Here is a 17,195-nt window from a genome sequence, read left to right as displayed (position 1 = left end):
GTCATAACACAGCGTTATGAACGAAATTATGATGATTAGCACAAAAAAAGTGTACGATAGAACAAGCTGTTAAGATGGATATACACTTGCTTTGTACCTATAATTCTAACCGATATATTTATATGCACAGTATTACATCTTTCCTCGGGAGTAACAAGCGGAAGCTCATGTTATTACTTTTGATTATTTCCCATGGATATCTTTTTGCACAGCAGGCAACCATAACAGGCGTGGTAAAATCCGCACCTGATAATTTAGGGATGCCCGGAGTAAGCGTTCGTTTGAAAGGAACAGCGACGGCCACTTCTACAGATCCGAATGGGAACTTCATTATTAAGATTCCGGCAGCTTCAGGTATTCTGGAGTTCAGCTTTGTCGGTTATAAAACTCAGGAAGTTTCAGTATCCAGTTCTACTACTTTAAACATTAGTTTATTAGAAGATGCAGCTACCCTAAACGATGTGGTCGTTGTTGGTTACGGAACAACTAGAAAACAGGATCTAACAGGATCGGTTGCTGTTATTGGTGCTAAAGATTTCCAAAAAGGAAGCATCAGTACACCAGAACAAATGCTCTCAGGTAAGGTTTCAGGGGTAGCAATTACTTCTAACAGTGGTCAGCCGGGCAGCGGAAGTACGATCAGGATCCGTGGTGGTTCTTCACTTAATGCAAGTAATGATCCGCTATTCGTGATCGACGGAGTGCCACTAGAAAATGGAGGTGTTTCTGGAGCTTCGAATCCTTTAAGTTTTATTAATCCCAATGATATTGAAAGCTTCACCGTTTTAAAAGATGCATCAGCAGCGGCGATCTATGGCGCAAGAGCCTCAAATGGTGTCATTATCATCACCACGAAGAAAGGGTTAAGCGATGCATTGAAAGTAAGTTTCAATTCTGTGAATTCCCTATCTAAAATGGCAAAGCAGTTAGACGTTCTAAGTGCTGATGAGATTCGTTCTATTGTAAATGCGAATGGCACCACAGCGCAGAAGGCTTTGCTTGGTGCTTCGAATACCAATTGGCAGGACCTTATCTATCAAGATGGACTTTCAACAGATAACAATGTTAGCATAACAGGGGGGGTCAAGAAACTTCCTTACCGGTTGTCATTAGGCTACCAGAACCAAACAGGCGTGTTGAGAACGGATCAATTACAAAAAACATCTGCTGCTCTAGTGCTCAATCCAAGGTTTTTTGACGACCACTTGAAAGTTGATGTAAATTTAAAAGGAAGTGTGCAGAAAACGAGGTTTGCAAATACTTCTGCAATCGGTGCTGCAGTTACCTTCGATCCAACCCAAGCTACTTATACCAACAGATCAGATTATAATGGTTATTGGGAATGGCTGGATCCAAGTACACCGACCGGTTTGGTTAATTTGGTGGGTCGCAATCCGGTAGGTCTATTGGAGCAGCGGGAAGATCGATCGAAGCCGATACGTAGTATTGGTAATGTTCAGTTAGATTATAAGTTTCACTTTCTTCCAGAATTACATGCTAATTTAAATGCAGGTTATGATGTTGCGACTGGTAAAGGAACCGTTTATGTTGATCCAAACGCAGCGGAGACCATCCTAAATAACGGTATCAGCAATAATTACAAGCAAAACCGAAGAAACACGGTACTGGATTTCTACCTCAACTATGTGAAACAGTTTGAGTCGATCAAAAGTAGGGTAGATGCAACTGCTGGATACTCGTACAATGACTATCTGACCACTCAATTCTATTATCCAAGCTTCGATGCTTACGGAAATAAGGTTGCAAATTCAGACCCTGCGTTTGCTTCAAACAAGCCGCAGTACAGACTCATCTCCTACTTTGGTAGATTGAACTATAACTTCGATGAAAGATTTTTGTTAACAGGTACCGTTCGTCGTGATGGCTCCTCCCGATTCGGACCTGATTATAAGTATGGAGTTTTTCCATCGGTTGCTTTAGCCTGGACGGTTAAAAACGAATCTTTCTTCAAAGACAACAAAACTATCACTGCTCTGAAATTGAGAGCCAGTTATGGAATTACCGGGCAGCAAGATGGTATCGACAATTATGGCTACATGTCTACATACGGGCTGAGTTCCTTAAATGCCGCTTATCAGTTTGGAGATACGTACTACCAGATGTATCGTCCAAGTGGCTATATCGCTGATATCAAATGGGAAGAAACGGCTACAACTAACCTTGGTTTAGATTTTGGTCTCTTAGATAATCACATTACAGGTAGTTTAGATCTTTATAAGAAGAAAACGACAGATCTGCTAAATAGAATACCACAGCCTGCAGGAACGAATTTTGCCGCTACGGCAATCGTAAACGTTGGTGACATGGAAAATAAAGGGGTTGAACTAACACTAGGTTTTAACCCGGTAAGAGAGAGTGACCTGAACTGGGATTTCAGCTTCAATGCGACCTATAATAAAAATAAGATCACAAACTTAACTGTAGTACCGAACGATCCCAATTATCCAGGATTCCCTGGCGGAACAATTGCAGGTGGTATTGGTGGACAGAATGCTTTTATAAATGCTGTTGGTGGACCAAAAAGTACATTCAATTTGTACGAACAAACGTATGACCAGAATGGCAAACCGATTGAAGGCGTTTATGTTGATCAAAACGGTGACGGAGTAATTAACGAAAACGACTTCAAAAAGGGAAAACAGTCAGACCCAAAAGTGTTTTTAGGCTTTAGTAACAACTTAAGTTATAAAAAATGGAATATGTCCTTCACGCTTCGGGCGAACCTCGGCAACTATGTTTACAACAACAATTTCAGTCAGGGTGGAACCTTATCACAAATCATAGGAACGCCTGTAATCCTGAACGCTTCGCCAGATTACTTGAATACAAATTTTAGAACTCAACAACTGCTGAGCGATTATTATATTCAAAATGCTTCTTTCCTGAGAATGGACAACATTAACCTAGGATATTCTTTCGGACAAATCTTGAAGAGCAAAGCAAACCTACAAGTAACCGCTAGTGCACAGAACGTATTTGTGATCACTAAATATCAGGGATTAGATCCAGAGGTTGCTTCTGGAGTGGACAACAACCTCTATCCAAGACCACGCATTTTTTCTCTGGGCCTAAATGTTAATTTTTAGAATATGAACTGCTTCAATAAAAAATATATGAAACCACGTGTTTTACAATTATTCACCGTTGCTATTACAATTGTGACCTTCACAATGTCGTGCAATAAGTTGGACTTAAGTCCTACAAATGACCTCACTGCGGATAAAGTATATACGTCAGTAACAGGTTACAAGCAAGCACTGGCAAAAGTTTACGGTGCTTTTGCCCTTACCGGAAATGCCTCTGTGGGCTTACCAGACATCCCTACTGAGATCATTAAGGATGAAGGTAATTCAGATTTTCTCCGCTTGTACTGGAATCTGCAGGAATTAACTACTGATGAGGCAGTATGGTCATGGCAAAATGACGCGGGGATTCAGGGCATTCACGAGCTGAGCTGGGGTTCAAGCAATTCTATTATTAACGGACTGTACTACCGTTCCTATTTTCAGATCACGCTTTGTAATGATTTCATCAATCAGTCTTCTGACGATAACTTAGGGAAAAGAGGAATTTCAGGTGCTGAAGCTGATGAGGTTCGTAAGTTTAGAGCAGAGGCTCGTTTTATCAGGGCCTATCAGTATGCTGTTTTGATGGATATCTATGGAAATCCTCCAATGGTTACCGAAACTACTCAAATAGGAGGAAAGGATCTACCAAAGCAAATCGCACGTAAAGACTTGTTTGCTTACGTAGAATCAGAACTTAAAGCGATTGAAAACGATCTGACAGACGCTAAAGCGAATGAGTATGGTCGCGCTGATAAAGCCGCAGCATGGGCACTATTGTCCAGGATATATTTAAATGCGGAAGTTTATACAGGCACAGCACGATATACCGATGCAATTACCTATTGCAACAAGATCACGGCTGCAGGTTATACCTTACATGGAAATTATCGGGAGTTGACAATTGCCGACAACCATTTAAATAGAGATGAATTAATTTTGACAATTAATTACGATGGCACGAGTACTCAAAATTATGGCGGTACTACTTATCTTATGCATGGACCGGCAAACGTTCCTGCAGAGGTTTCTGGTTCAAGTGGCAGTTGGGGAGGTTTAAGGATTACCCAACAATTTGTTAACCTGTTCTCTGATAAAACTGGTGCAACTGATACCAGGGCACAATTTTACATGTCAGGACAAAATCTGGAAGTAAACGACTTATACGTATCGAGTGAAGGCTATTCAAGCACCAAGTATAGAAATAAAACCAGAGCAGGTGGTCCTGCCCCACATCAGGATGTAGCCAAAGACTTCTCTGATATTGATTTTCCGCTATTTCGCTTAGGAGAAACCTATTTAACCTATGCAGAAGCAGTTTTACGTGGTGGGTCTGGTGGTAGTTTGGGCACTGCTTTAGAATATGTGAACAAATTGCGTACAAGAGCTTATAATGGAAGCGCTGCAGGTAACATCACGTCCAGCGCACTGACAACAGATTTTATTCTGGATGAACGCGGTCGTGAATTGTGGTATGAAGCAACCCGCAGAACAGATTTAATCCGTTATGGCAAGTTCACGACAGGAAATTACCTATGGGCCTGGAAAGGTGGTGTTAGAGGTGGAACTGCAGTGAACATTAGGTACAATATTTTCCCGTTGCCTCCGACAGATCTTTCCGCAAATCCAAATTTAGTTCAGAATCCAGGTTATTAATCCAGTATAATCATGAAAAAAATATCTATTCTTACTTTACTCTTATCCACGGTGCTCTTCGGATGTGAGAAAGAAGCAAGTACAAACATAGCGACTTCGCCTGCTGCAAGTTCATTGTCCTTCAAGAGTTCGACATCAAGCGTTATTTTATCGCCCAGTACAGATGCAGCTAATGTGGTAACCTTTAGTTTTAAGGCTGCTGAATATGGTGTAGCAATTATCCCAACTTATTCTTTGGAGTTCGATGTTCCATCAGACACGGTAGGAACCGCTGCCTGGGGAAACGCGATTACAGTTAAATTATCTGAGGGTGTGTTAGAGAAATCCTACCTGGGTGCAGATTTCAATTCCCTATTGGCTAATCAAGTGATGTTGCCAACAGGTGCGGTAAGTACCCTCGTGGTGAGATTGAAAGCGGAAGTTAACCAGAACACTGGGGTAGCTTCCTCCATTAAGCCAATTTATACTACGTTAAGCATGACTGTAAATCCTTACAAGGCAACAATTGTGTATCCTGCCTTGCTGGTTAAGGGAGGGAACTCCTGGAAAACCCCAAGCGTCAGGACGAATGGATACGTATTGACTTCCTCTAAGTTTAATACCAAATATGAAGGTTATCTGGATCTCCCGAATGCCGATGGTTATGGTGGCGACGCTTTTCAACTGGTCTCTTCTACGGAGGCATCTAAAGTCTACGGCTGGGGCGGTACCTCAACAACATTAGCTTTAAGCGGTGGTAATTTATACTTGTCGCCGTCGCCCTCTTATATGAAGGTTAATGCGGACGTCAATGCGATGACGATTAACTACACACCCGTGAAATTCTTTATCACTGGTGATGACAATGGTTGGAGCACTTCGTCTACACCGCTGGTTTACAATGCCAGTACAATGAAATGGGTGGCTGCGAACGTGCCACTAACAGCTGGTAAAACATTCGTTTTTACTGCTAATGGTAGCTATGACATCAGTTACAAAGTAGATGCCGCCGGAGCATTGGTTTATGCTGGTGCACCTACCTGGGGCGGAATCAATATACCAATTACAAAAACCGGAGTGTTCACCATTACTTTAGACTTAAGCGCTGGAGATGGCAATTATACCTATTCAATTAAATAAGTTAGATATGTTTAAGAATATAAAATCGAGCAGTGCTAAATGGCTAAGCCTTTTATTGCTAATCACAATCACAACGACTGCTTGCAAAAAAACCGTAAAAGGTGAAACACAGATTTATCCATCTCCAGATCCCATCGGCACTTATGCCTTGGGAGCAGATGTGAGTTGGGTCACGGAAATGGAAGCAGCAGGTAAGAAATTCTATAATGCAGCTGGTGAACAACAAGATCTGTTTAAACTACTGAAAGATAAGGGACTCAATACCATCAGGCTTAGAGTTTGGGTAAATCCGGCTTCGGGATACAGCAACACGGCAGATGTTTTGGCGAAAGCTAAAAGAGCTCAGGCAATGAATATGCGCGTTTTGATAGATTTTCATTATAGCGATTCATGGGCAGATCCTGGTCAACAGAACAAGCCTGCAGCCTGGGTGGGACAAGACTTTGCTACTTTAAAAACCTCGGTGTACAACCATACGGTAGAGGTGCTGACCGTTTTAAAGAATAATAAAATTGTTCCTGAGTGGGTTCAGGTTGGAAATGAGACCAATGATGGGATGCTGTGGAATGATGGGAAGGCATCTGTAAACATGAAAAACTTTGCAGAGCTAGTATTGTCTGGATACAACGGCGTTAAAGCTGTTAATCCGACATCAAAGGTAATAGTTCACATTTCAAATGGATATGACAATAGTTTGTTCCGGTGGATGTTTGATGGTTTGAAAAACAATGGAGCCAAATGGGATGTGATTGGAATGTCAATGTATCCGTCTGCAACGGACTGGGCCGCAAAAAACACACAGTGTTTAGCAAATATGACGGATATGGTTTCCCGTTATGGATCTGAGGTGATGATCGTAGAGGTAGGAATGCCTGTTTCTGAAGCGGTCGCATCCAGGGATTTCATTAAAGATTTGATCATGAAGAACAAATCACTGCCGAATAACAAGGGCCTAGGTGTGCTTTATTGGGAACCACAGTCTTACGGTTGGAATAACTACAAATTAGGTGCTTTTGATGATAGCGGTAAGCCAACAGTGGCAATGGATGCTTTTCTTCCTTAAATAATAAAACTAATGTTTCGATTGAAAAAAATATACGTAGCGGCTTTAGTTGCTTGTCTGAGCTATGTCCAGGCGGAAGCACAAAGATCCGATATTTTGTTGGATGAGGGATGGAAATTTTCTAAAGGAAGTTTTCCAGATGCCTCTAAATTGAGTTTTAACGACAAGGCCTGGCAAACGGTCGCTGTTCCGCATGATTGGGCTATTAGTGGTCCCTTTGATAAGGAAATTGATAAACAAGTTACCGCTATTACGCAAAACGGCGAGACAAAGCCTAGTGAAAAAACAGGCAGGACAGGAGCTTTGCCATACATAGGAGAGGGCTGGTATAGAAAAACACTGAACCTCGAAGCAATTAAGCCATCTCAACAGGTACTGTTGCAGATTGATGGTGCTATGAGCGAACCGCGGGTATATCTCAATGAAAAGCTTGTCGGCCAGTGGAACTATGGCTACAATTACTTCTACATAGACATTACTGAAGATATCAAATCGGGCGGTAATTTGCTTGCCATACATCTAAATAACAAACCTCTGTCTTCTCGCTGGTATCCGGGAGCTGGATTGTATCGCAATGTTCATTTGATTATAAAAGACAAGACAAGCATTGAACAATGGGGGATCAGCTTGACTACTCCAGTAGTTGAGAAGGAATTTGCCAAAGTGAACATTAAGACTAAAGTATCTGGCACTAATATCCGACTGGTTACTCAGATTCTTGACAAATCAGGGAAGCAGGTAGCTATTGATACTGCAAAAACCATTTTTGGACATGAAGCAGATCAGAATATGGAGATCACTAAACCAATTTTATGGAGCCCTGAAACCCCTTATTTGTATACTTCAGTTTCCAGTGTGTATGAGGGAAATGTGCTTAAAGATGTAGTGAAAACAAGGTTTGGTGTAAGGGAAATTAGCTATAGTGCAAAAACAGGATTTAGCTTGAATGGTCAGACGAGGAAATTCAGGGGTGTATGTCTTCACCATGACCTTGGTCCGCTGGGTGCTGCTATTAACACGGCAGCTTTGAGAAGGCAATTAACGATTTTAAAAGAAATGGGCTGTGATGCTATCCGAAGCTCACACAATATGCCTTCGCCTGAGCAACTGGAATTATGCGACGAAATGGGCTTTATGTTTCTTGCAGAAAGCTTTGATGAATGGGCAAAGCCTAAAGTAGAAAACGGATACCATTTATATTTTGATACTGATGCAGAGAAGGACATTGTCAATTTAGTAAGGGCGACAAAGAACCACCCATGCATCGTGATGTGGAGCTCTGGTAATGAAGTCCCAGATCAGTGGGGTTCCGAAGGTGTTAAGAGAGCCAAATGGCTTCAGGAGATCTTCCATCGTGAAGATCCAACTCGTCCGGTAACCGTTGGTATGGATCAGGTGAAAGCGACTATGGAATCTGGTTTTGGTGGACTACTCGATGTTCCCGGATTAAACTATAGGGTTCATTTGTATGAAGATGCTTATAAGGCATTCCCCCAGGGCTTTATCCTTGGTTCCGAAACTGCATCAACGGTAAGTTCAAGAGGTATCTATAAATTTCCTGTTGTAAAAGGGATTGATAAACAATATAACGATTTCCAGTCTTCGTCCTATGATCTTGAATACTGCAGTTGGTCAAATCTTCCAGATGATGACTTCGTGATGCAGGACGATAAGCCTTGGGTTATCGGTGAATTTGTGTGGACAGGTTTCGATTATTTGGGAGAGCCAACGCCTTATGATACCAGCTGGCCTTCGAGGAGCTCTTATTTTGGAATCAATGATTTGGCGGGTTTGCCGAAAGACCGCTTCTACCTGTACAAAAGCAGGTGGAATAAAACTGAGCCGACGCTACATATTCTTCCGCATTGGAATTGGGAGGGACGAGAAGGGCAAACAACACCTGTGTTTGTATATACCAATTACGACAGCGCAGAGTTATTCCTGAATGGTAAAAGCTTAGGTGTGAGGAAGAAAGACAAATCTTCGCCTCAGAATCGTTACCGATTGATGTGGATGGATGTGAAGTATGAACCTGGAACATTGAAAGTTGTAGCCTTTGATAGCACTGGAAAAGTTGTTAAAGAAGAGCAGATCACAACTGCAGGAAAACCGGAGAAGATCGTTTTAACTGCTGATAGAACGGAATTAAAGGCTGACGGAAAAGACCTTTCCTATGTAACAGTTTCTGTAGTAGATAAGAATGGCAATCCTTGTCCGACTGCCATCAATGCGCTGAACTTTGAGGTAAAAGGTGCCGGAACGTTTAAAGCAGTTTGTAATGGAGACGCGACTTCATTGGAGTCTTTTGTTAAACCAACTATGAAACTGTTTAGCGGCAAGCTAGTGGTGATTGTTCAGGCAAACAAAAAAGGAGGAGCTTTAGAATTGAGTGTTAAAGGCAAAACATTGAAAGCTGGTAACCTGAGTTTGTCAAGTAGAAATGAATAATCAACATTCATCATGAAAATTGTTAAATTGGTGAAAGCCAATTTAATAACCATGAAAAGAAGAAACTTTGTACTGACCACCCTTTTATCACTCCCGGCGACGGTGTTTGCTAAGTTTGAAAATTTAACAAACACCGCGCCTCCTAAAAAAGGCATCGTGATCCGGGCCAATGAAAGCCGTTTCGATGGTCAGCAGAAAACAGTAAAGAATGTGATTGGAAGGTGTTTGGTATCCTCAGCCGATACTGGAGGACAAATGCTAATTGTAGCGCCTGGAGAGAAGACTTTCGCTTTCAAGGGCGGTCCGCCATTACACATCCATAAACATCAGGATGAGGTTTTCTTTGTTGCAAGCGGCGAGTTCCTTATTCAGCTGGATAAGGAAGTACTTACAGTGAAAACAGGTGATACGGTTTTCATCCCGAGGGGAGTTCCGCATACCTTCGCCAACCCTATGGAGAACAATCCAGGAAGCCTGATATCAATTCATCAGCCGGTTGGCAAGAATGAAGAGTTCTTTAAATACTTATGTACGTATGAGAAAATGCCTGACCACGAGATCGATCCAGATTCTCCAGTCGTTGGAGATCCAATAAAAGTCAGTTAAGTAATCGTCCGGGTAAGCGGCTTAATCGTTTTTAACCGCTGGCGGATCTTTGAAATTGGATTTGCTGCATTAGATATAACGGAGCCGCTATAGCGTACGCCGCCCTTTAAAAATTTGTTAAAGATTGCCAGCCAGGTACAGATGCCACGTTCTAACAACCATACCGGAGCGAAAAATGAACAGCTAATACTAAATACCTTGATGCCGCCAAACTTCTGCCGGCCAACCTCTGCAATTGCGATTGCAGCAACGACAATTACCAAGATTAACCACAATGAAAAGCTCGCTAAAACGATTAAAGTAGGGATAAACGCAACAAAAAACAGCCATCTTGCGGGCTGGGCATAGTCATCATAGGCCTGCCTAACACGTTGTGACCAGAAATGCTTTGAAGAGGGCGGAAGCCGGCGGATCAGAAGCTCTGGTTTGCCCAGCACCTTTCCATTGCCAGCTTTCACCGTTCTGATCAGTTCAAGGTTCTCAAATAGAACGTTTCCATCGTAACCTCCAACAGCTAATATAAAATCTCTTTGAACGGCTAACGTGCCTGGATAATCATGTGCTAAAGCAAGATTGAGCAAGCTTCGGGAACTATCCCACTGCGCATGCCAGGGACAAGGGTCGAAATAGTTTTGAGGAACGATGAGTTCGCTTTGGAGAAGCAGCTGGTCAAGTTCATGAAGCTGATCCAGCGTGTACCTAACATCATCATCGGCAATAATAATATGGGCGTTTTCGGACGCTATCAAGCCGGTTAATACGCCGTTTACTTTACCGTTCAAAAACTGGAACTGGGTGTATGGAGCAATGTGCTTTCCGAGAGCAGACCAGACAAGCCTGTGTTCTTCAAAGTTGACAGGCTCTGAACCGTCTACAATGATTAAATCCACGTTCGGAGCTATATACTCCAAATACGAAGTAAGTTCATCTATATTCTTATCCCATTTGATGGGTAAGACATAGCTGATCTTCATTTTAAGATCTCATATTGGATAGGCTTGAACGAGTAATTGTTTGATTGCTCCGCTGAACAGGCGGTGAGCCCAACAATCAAATCCATTTTTGCTTCAAAGAGCATGTAATCTCCCGCCTTACTTTGCGGAGGATCGACAGACAATTCCCCATCTGCTGCAAATTGTACATTCATAAAAATGTTAAATGCAGTGGGAATATCATCTGGTTGTATGCCGAACTGTGCAAGATTGGTGTACAAGTTCTCAAAACAGCTCGGGTGATACTCCGGGTTGTTGTATAATATCTCGAAAGTCTCCTTGCTGCAGGGTGCCAATAAAAAATCATTCCGACCATTGGTGTCTTCCATAATTTCCATCATGTGCTTACTTCTGTTGCTCCATAAATGGTGGCCTTTAGTAATCAAGATGGTGTTTTCGAAATCTAGTGTCTTACCAGAGGATATTTTTTCTCTAAGGTCTGATGCGTTAAAAAGCACCATGTCGCTCACTTGTTCGCCTTGTGGATCGATTACTTTAAGTCGCTCACCCTTATTTAATTTAAAGGCTGCTCCGGTTTGTTTTGCTATAGTTTGAATCATCTGTTAATGAAGGTTATGAAATGGGCATTTCCAGCTACTGTCTACCTTTCTGCCGCTGTATTGAGGAGCTTCTAAACCTTCCCCATGGTCGGTCAGCATTGGGTTAATGCTACCGTCAAAGCTAACTTCCCTTTCCCGGATTACCTTCTTCATTTTATCATAGACACCATTTTCCCGCAATTGTTCAAATTGATGATGCAGGTTGAATGCCATTGCAGGGAAGCCAAATTGACGCGCTTTGCGACTCGACATAGGATGTAGGCCTACTACGAAAAAGGCATAACCGTTGAAGCTAAAGCTAAAGTTTTTATCGTCTGGATCACTGCTGACTGAGGGATCCCATTTGACATTTTCTTCCGTGTCGTGCAAGCTCTGCAGTTGTTTCCAAAGCTTCTCTTCGAAGTCCAGCTCAGACGTGATCTCATCTGTAAACACAGCGATCATAGACATGTACTTGCTATTAGAAGATAATGTATCCTCTATATAGGTCCTTAAGTCATCCGCAAGATGTGCTGTCGTCTCTGGATCTGCCATACTACCGTAACTTCCAAGACGGTAATGTGAAGTGTTTAGTGCAGATTTTGCACCGACACATGGATATTCTACAGCGTCTACTCTTTGAATAAACTCCTGATTTATCTTCCAGATTCGATCAGCTGGACAGGGGCTGACGTCTTCTGGCTTAAAGTAAGTTTTGTGCAACGTTAAATTCTCCATATTTGATTACTTGCTCTCAAAATCCCTTTTTATCTAATCGGGAAAATTGTAATGGTTTCAACAAGATAAATTCACTATTGTTTAGCGATTTTTTCTAATGTGCAAGTGGTGAAGGCCTAGTGGCGCCTACATATGACCTTTAGAAAAGCAAACCTGCGGCAAGGTGCTTGGCGATGGAAGCACCAATTCCTTTTGAAGCGCCTGTAACTATTGCTACTTTGTTTATTAGCTTACTCATGTTTTATCCCTTTAATTTGTATGGGCAAAGGTAGAATAGTCTTGTTTATTTAAGTAACTTTGTATCTAAAAGTAACAGTAACCTAGAGGTAACAAAGTAACATATGGCTTGCGAGGGAAATTTTCAGACAGATAGAAAGAAAGAAATGATGGCAATTCACGACGCGATGGACGTTTTGAGTGGGAAGTGGAAAATATATATCATTTCCTCTATCTGCCATTATAATAAAAGACGGTTTTCAGATGTTTTGAATGATGTTGTCGGTATCTCGAACAAGATGCTGAGCAAAGAATTAAAGGAACTGGAGGTCAACAAATTGGTTAAGCGGACGGTTTTAGATACCCAGCCGGTCACCGTACAGTACGAACTTACGGCCCATGGTAAGACCTTACAGACGATCATTAATAATTTGACTGATTGGGGGTTAGAACACCGAAAAGAAATTACTGGAAGAGTTGAAGTGCTCCAAGAGGAAAACTGATCCTGTTAGATCTTAATCAATTCACCGTCGATCAGACTGACTTGCTTACCCATCTTTTTTTGTATTACTTCAAAATGATGCAACTCACTTTCGCTGAGTAACGAAATGGCATCTCCTGGAGCGTCTGCACGGCCCGTTCTTCCAATGCGATGAACATAATCTTTTGGTGATCTAGGCAATTCATAGTTGATGACAAAAGGAAGAAAAGCGATATCGATACCTCTTGCCATTAGATCGGTGGCGACTAAGACCCTTAGTTTACCAGATTTGAAATGCACCAATGCATCTGTTCTGGCTCCCTGGCTTTTCTTGCTGTGAATGGCTTTTGCGTCGATATTGTTTTTACGGAGCTTATTCACGATAACATCGACTTGTTGCACGGAAGAGGCGAAAACCAACACTTGTTTCATTTCATGATGATTGATCAGGTATCGCAGGAAAGGCCCTTTTTTCTCTGCGGAAACAATGTATGCAATCTGTTTGATCAGATCTAATGAAGCTTCTTCAGCTTCGATCTTTATGACTACGGGCTCATGTAATAAAATCTGATGAATATGCTCAATGTCTTCGCTTAAGGTGGCAGAAAATAGTACGTTCTGCCGTTTTGCTGGTAAAAGTGCCAGGATCTTATCGAGTTCCTCTTTGAATCCAAGATTAAGCATTTTATCAGCCTCATCTAAGACGAGTGTTTCAATTTCGGATAAGTGTACTGCATTTAAACTGGCAAGTTCCAACAACCGACCTGGCGTAGCAACCAAGACATTGATGCCTTGTAAAGCCATCATTTGAGGGTTGATGGATACACCGCCATAGACCGCCATTGTTTTAACAGGTTCAGGCAGTGTTTTACTAAAGATCTTGAAAACCTCTTTCACCTGCTCGGCCAATTCTCGCGTAGGAACCAGTACCAGCACATTCGCATGGCGATTTTTCGATCTGGTGGAACCTTGAAGATTCATTAGCAGAGGCAAAACATAACCAGCGGTTTTTCCAGAACCTGTTTTTGCAATACCAAGTACGTCTTTTTTATCTAAGATAGCAGGTATGGCGATTTCCTGGATGGGTGTAGGTTCTGTGAAATTCTGATCTTGAAGAGTCTTAAGCAAGGCCGGGGATAAACCTAGGGAAGTAAAGGGCATACGAGTTGGACTTTAAAAAGCATAAAGATACAGTTATCTGTATCAATAGAACAAGTAGACACCTCCCTTTGCACTAATTCGGGACTGAAAGGTATATACGTGCGGACTCGTTGGGAAAAGGGGGTGCTTTTCCCAACGAGTCCCGAAGGAGTTCCCAACAAGTTCCCTAGTTGTGCAAAATTTGATTAAAGTTAAACTATTAATATTTCATGCGAAACGCACCTATCATAATTGTAGAATATTTGTATATTAACTATATTTTCTGTATCTTTGCATCTGAGGTTAAATGCGCTGAATTGGAATGTTACTAGCTTGGGCAGTCCATTTGCATTTGATCGAAGCTGATTACTATCGTCGTTAAACACAGCCTAACAAATTTGCGGTCGCTATTTACATTAAACCTTTAAGTAAAACAGATCAAAACCACAAGATCTGGAAATGACCAGCTTGAAGCTGGACCTTAAAAACTCCTACCTTTTCCTGATTGCTTACGATTGTCGGTTGATGATGGTATGTCGATTCTACTGCTTCTGTATTTTCTCCAAGGCCCCGTGATTGATCAACCTGGCAAGCCCAAAGTTAATTTAGAAATCTGTGTAAAATTGAAACGCTGCTCTTGATTTAGGTTTTCATGCTCGCTGTGAAGCGTGCAGCATCGTTCCTTGACGTATTATTATATTTTTAAAATCGGTGTCGGTTATTTGGCGGTTAGACTTAATATTTTTCTTTAAATTACAGCAATAACCAAAGATAAATCACCCTTGCTATAACACAGCTAAATGAAATCCACTGTAAACAAAATCATCCAGCTAATTTTAGCAGGAGTCATACTGTCCACCGTTGTTTATGGACAGCGCAAGAATCGCCTTACAAGTTACGTGAACCCATTAATTGGTACAACTGTTTTGACCGACTCTGCTCTTCTCGGCTACAATCCGCCTTGGCGCACCTGGAACGGCCTTGTTGGGCCGGGCGCTACGGTTCCACATGGTATGGTTCAAGCTGTCGCCGTCACCACCTATGGCAGCGGTAGTGGTTATGAATATGAAGTAAATACGATAAAAGCTTTCGCTCAGACCAGCGGAAACCACTGGGGAGACCTTAATATCCCAATCATGCCTTTGGAAGGTAGCAATTTTACGGCTGATGATTTCGCTTCGACCTACAGCCATTCCAACGAAGAAGTACATCCTGGATACTACAGGGTTCTACTTGATCGCTACAAGATCAAGGCGGAACTTACTGCCACAAAAAGAGCTGCGTACCATAAATACACTTATACAGGTGGTCAAGACAAGAAACTTGCGTTCGACCTTGTTCACGCAGGCGGTGGAAGCAGCGACTGGGAACTAAATAAGACCGGTGATAACATCGTTACAGGAAAACAGGGCAACCTTTATTTCTACGCGGTGATGAACCATAAGATTAAAAGTATAGATACTCATAAACGCAATCCAAACCAACCAGATATTCCGCCTAGCGGACAGGGCGCTGGAGGTCAACGAAAACTTACAGGAAAGATTGATATTCCGATAATCAGTTTTGAAAAGTCTGACCAACCTTTGGAAATTAAAATAGCGATCTCCCGTGTTAGCCTTGATGGTGCAAAATTGAACTATGCTGCGGAGATTGCAAGCAAGAACTTCGATCAGGTTTATAAAGCTGCTGATGTGACCTGGGAAATGCTTCTCAACAAGATCAAGGTTACAGGAGGAACTGAAAAGCAAAAAGTGATGTTCTATTCCTGCCTGTACAGACAGTTTTGTTACCCAGTGTTACCAGTGATGCGGATGGTAAAATTGCCATCTTTGACGCAAGACGCCTAGCTTCAAGCGCTGCTCCCACGCGGGCATCTGGTCCAAGGGATACGATTCCTGGATTTGAAACCTATGCCAGCCCTCCGCTTTGGGACGTTTTCCGTACGCAGTTAGTTGTTCTGGATATGATTGAACCGGATGTCAGCAACAATGTGATCAAGTCTATGATCCTCAATGGGGAGCGTTCAGGATTTCTGCCCACTTCGTTTCATGGTGATTTCGCTTCATCATATATCGCAGGTGCCTATGCCCGAGGAATAAGGGATTTTGACATTAAGAAAGCTTACCGTTTAATGCTGAACAACGCCAATACCCCTACAAGTACTGGCGTTAGAGGACCTAGACCTCATAATGAGCAGTATCTTAAACTTGGTTATGTTCCTGAAATAAACATTCCGAATCCGACCACTGAGACAAAATCTACAGCCGGCACCACAAAGACACTGGAATTTGCGTATTCGGATTACTCGATTGCACAAGTCGCTAAAGCTTTGGGGGAAAATGACAACTATAGCACCATGATAAAACGTGGCCAAAACTACAGGAATGTGTACGATTCGCAGACCGGATTTATGAGAGGCCGCCTCGCTGATGGCAAGTGGGTAACACCTTTCGACACCGGATATCCTTACTATGAATTCATGTACCGTGAGGCAAACGCCTGGCAGGCATCGTTCTTCGTACCTCATGATACAAAAGGACTTATTTCCCTTTACAAAAGCCCAGGGGACTTTGAGCTTAAAATCGATTCACTGTTTACGGTGCCTTGGGGTGGGTATGCAAAAGATAATCTATCAGCCTTTCTTGGACAGTTTTGTATGGGTAATCAGCCCAACTTTAATTATCCTTATCTCTACTATTTCGTAAACAAACAAGAGAAGTCGCAGGCGGTACTCAGTAAACTGATGTCAGATTATTTCGGAATGGGTCCTGAAGGATTGGCTTTAGCTGGCATGGATGACTATGGATCTTTAACTGGATGGTATGTGCTGAATGCGATGGGTATCTACCCTTATTCGCCCGCTGATCCAGAGTTTATAGTCTCGGTCCCTATTTTCGATAAGGTAGAAATGAAGCTTGGAGGCGGCAAGACATTTACAATTACCAAAAAAGGAAAGGGTAAGAATGTGGACAAACTTACGGTCGGAAGAAAGCCCCTTAAAGGATGGTTCATCAATTACGATGACATGCGTCAGGGTAAGGAACTGGCGATTTATACAAAATAATCATCTTGATCAAGCCATACCAAGTTCCCGCTACCGGCATTCGCCAG

At 42.2% G+C, this 17,195-nt stretch carries 13 protein-coding genes; 9 read left to right on the top strand and 4 right to left on the bottom strand.

What is annotated here, in order from left to right:
• The first annotated feature begins 122 nt into the window (after nt 1–122).
• Genes WKF66_RS15090 through WKF66_RS15065 form a run of 6 tightly spaced genes read left to right on the top strand, consistent with a single transcriptional unit; the run spans nt 123 to nt 9,978 of the window.
• Nucleotides 123–3,107 (top strand): SusC/RagA family TonB-linked outer membrane protein, encoded by a 2,985-nt coding sequence (locus WKF66_RS15090; protein ID WP_489675301.1) that lies wholly within the window; start codon nt 123–125, stop codon nt 3,105–3,107.
• Nucleotides 3,108–3,134: 27 nt separating this feature from the next.
• Nucleotides 3,135–4,742 (top strand): RagB/SusD family nutrient uptake outer membrane protein, encoded by a 1,608-nt coding sequence (locus tag WKF66_RS15085; RefSeq protein ID WP_489675300.1) that lies wholly within the window; start codon nt 3,135–3,137, stop codon nt 4,740–4,742.
• A gap of 12 nt (nt 4,743–4,754) precedes the next feature.
• On the top strand, nt 4,755–5,861 hold the full coding sequence (locus tag WKF66_RS15080; protein ID WP_489675299.1) for a SusE domain-containing protein: 1,107 nt from the start codon (nt 4,755–4,757) through the stop codon (nt 5,859–5,861).
• A gap of 7 nt (nt 5,862–5,868) precedes the next feature.
• Nucleotides 5,869–6,924 carry a glycoside hydrolase family 53 protein gene (locus tag WKF66_RS15075; RefSeq protein ID WP_489675298.1) on the top strand — a complete coding sequence of 352 codons (1,056 nt, stop codon included), beginning with the start codon at nt 5,869–5,871 and terminating at the stop codon, nt 6,922–6,924.
• A 12-nt stretch (nt 6,925–6,936) separates the two neighbouring features.
• The gene (locus WKF66_RS15070; RefSeq protein ID WP_489675297.1) at nt 6,937–9,372 is read left to right on the top strand and encodes a DUF4982 domain-containing protein; all 2,436 of its coding nucleotides are present in this window, start codon (nt 6,937–6,939) and stop codon (nt 9,370–9,372) included.
• 12 nt (nt 9,373–9,384) lie between these two features.
• Nucleotides 9,385–9,978, top strand: a complete 594-nt coding sequence (locus tag WKF66_RS15065) for a cupin domain-containing protein (protein WP_489675296.1) — start codon at nt 9,385–9,387, stop codon at nt 9,976–9,978.
• Here WKF66_RS15065 and WKF66_RS15060 read toward each other — a convergent pair.
• From WKF66_RS15060 to gntA, 3 genes are read right to left on the bottom strand one after another with little or no spacing between them, the layout of a single operon-like run.
• Entirely contained in the window at nt 9,975–10,952 is a 978-nt protein-coding gene (locus tag WKF66_RS15060) for a glycosyltransferase family 2 protein (RefSeq protein ID WP_489675295.1), read from the bottom strand. The two genes, WKF66_RS15065 and WKF66_RS15060, sit on opposite strands and share 4 nt — an antisense overlap.
• Nucleotides 10,949–11,530, bottom strand: coding sequence for a DUF1989 domain-containing protein (locus tag WKF66_RS15055; RefSeq protein WP_489675294.1), 582 nt, complete (start codon nt 11,528–11,530; stop codon nt 10,949–10,951). Before WKF66_RS15055 ends, WKF66_RS15060 begins: the two co-directional genes overlap by 4 nt.
• A gap of 3 nt (nt 11,531–11,533) precedes the next feature.
• Nucleotides 11,534–12,247, bottom strand: coding sequence for a guanitoxin biosynthesis heme-dependent pre-guanitoxin N-hydroxylase GntA (gene gntA / locus WKF66_RS15050; RefSeq protein ID WP_489675293.1), 714 nt, complete (start codon nt 12,245–12,247; stop codon nt 11,534–11,536).
• 341 nt (nt 12,248–12,588) lie between these two features.
• Between gntA and WKF66_RS15045 the strand changes: the two genes are divergently transcribed.
• Nucleotides 12,589–12,966: a winged helix-turn-helix transcriptional regulator gene (locus WKF66_RS15045; protein ID WP_489675292.1), complete on the top strand. Its 378-nt coding sequence runs from the start codon at nt 12,589–12,591 to the stop codon at nt 12,964–12,966.
• A gap of 5 nt (nt 12,967–12,971) precedes the next feature.
• Here WKF66_RS15045 and WKF66_RS15040 read toward each other — a convergent pair whose 3' ends face one another.
• Complete coding sequence (locus WKF66_RS15040) at nt 12,972–14,105, bottom strand: DEAD/DEAH box helicase (protein ID WP_489675291.1); 1,134 nt, start codon at nt 14,103–14,105, stop codon at nt 12,972–12,974.
• A gap of 779 nt (nt 14,106–14,884) precedes the next feature.
• Between WKF66_RS15040 and WKF66_RS15035 the strand changes: the two genes are divergently transcribed.
• Nucleotides 14,885–15,931, top strand: a complete 1,047-nt coding sequence (locus tag WKF66_RS15035) for a glycoside hydrolase domain-containing protein (protein ID WP_489675290.1) — start codon at nt 14,885–14,887, stop codon at nt 15,929–15,931.
• Entirely contained in the window at nt 15,868–17,148 is a 1,281-nt protein-coding gene (locus tag WKF66_RS15030) for a glycoside hydrolase family 92 protein (RefSeq protein ID WP_489675289.1), read from the top strand. Before WKF66_RS15035 ends, WKF66_RS15030 begins: the two co-directional genes overlap by 64 nt.
• Nucleotides 17,149–17,195: the final 47 nt, after the last annotated feature.

Origin of the sequence: Pedobacter sp., assembly GCF_037719805.1 — a bacterium.
GTDB lineage: Bacteria > Bacteroidota > Bacteroidia > Sphingobacteriales > Sphingobacteriaceae > Pedobacter.
This window is presented reverse-complemented; position numbering and strand designations above follow the sequence as displayed.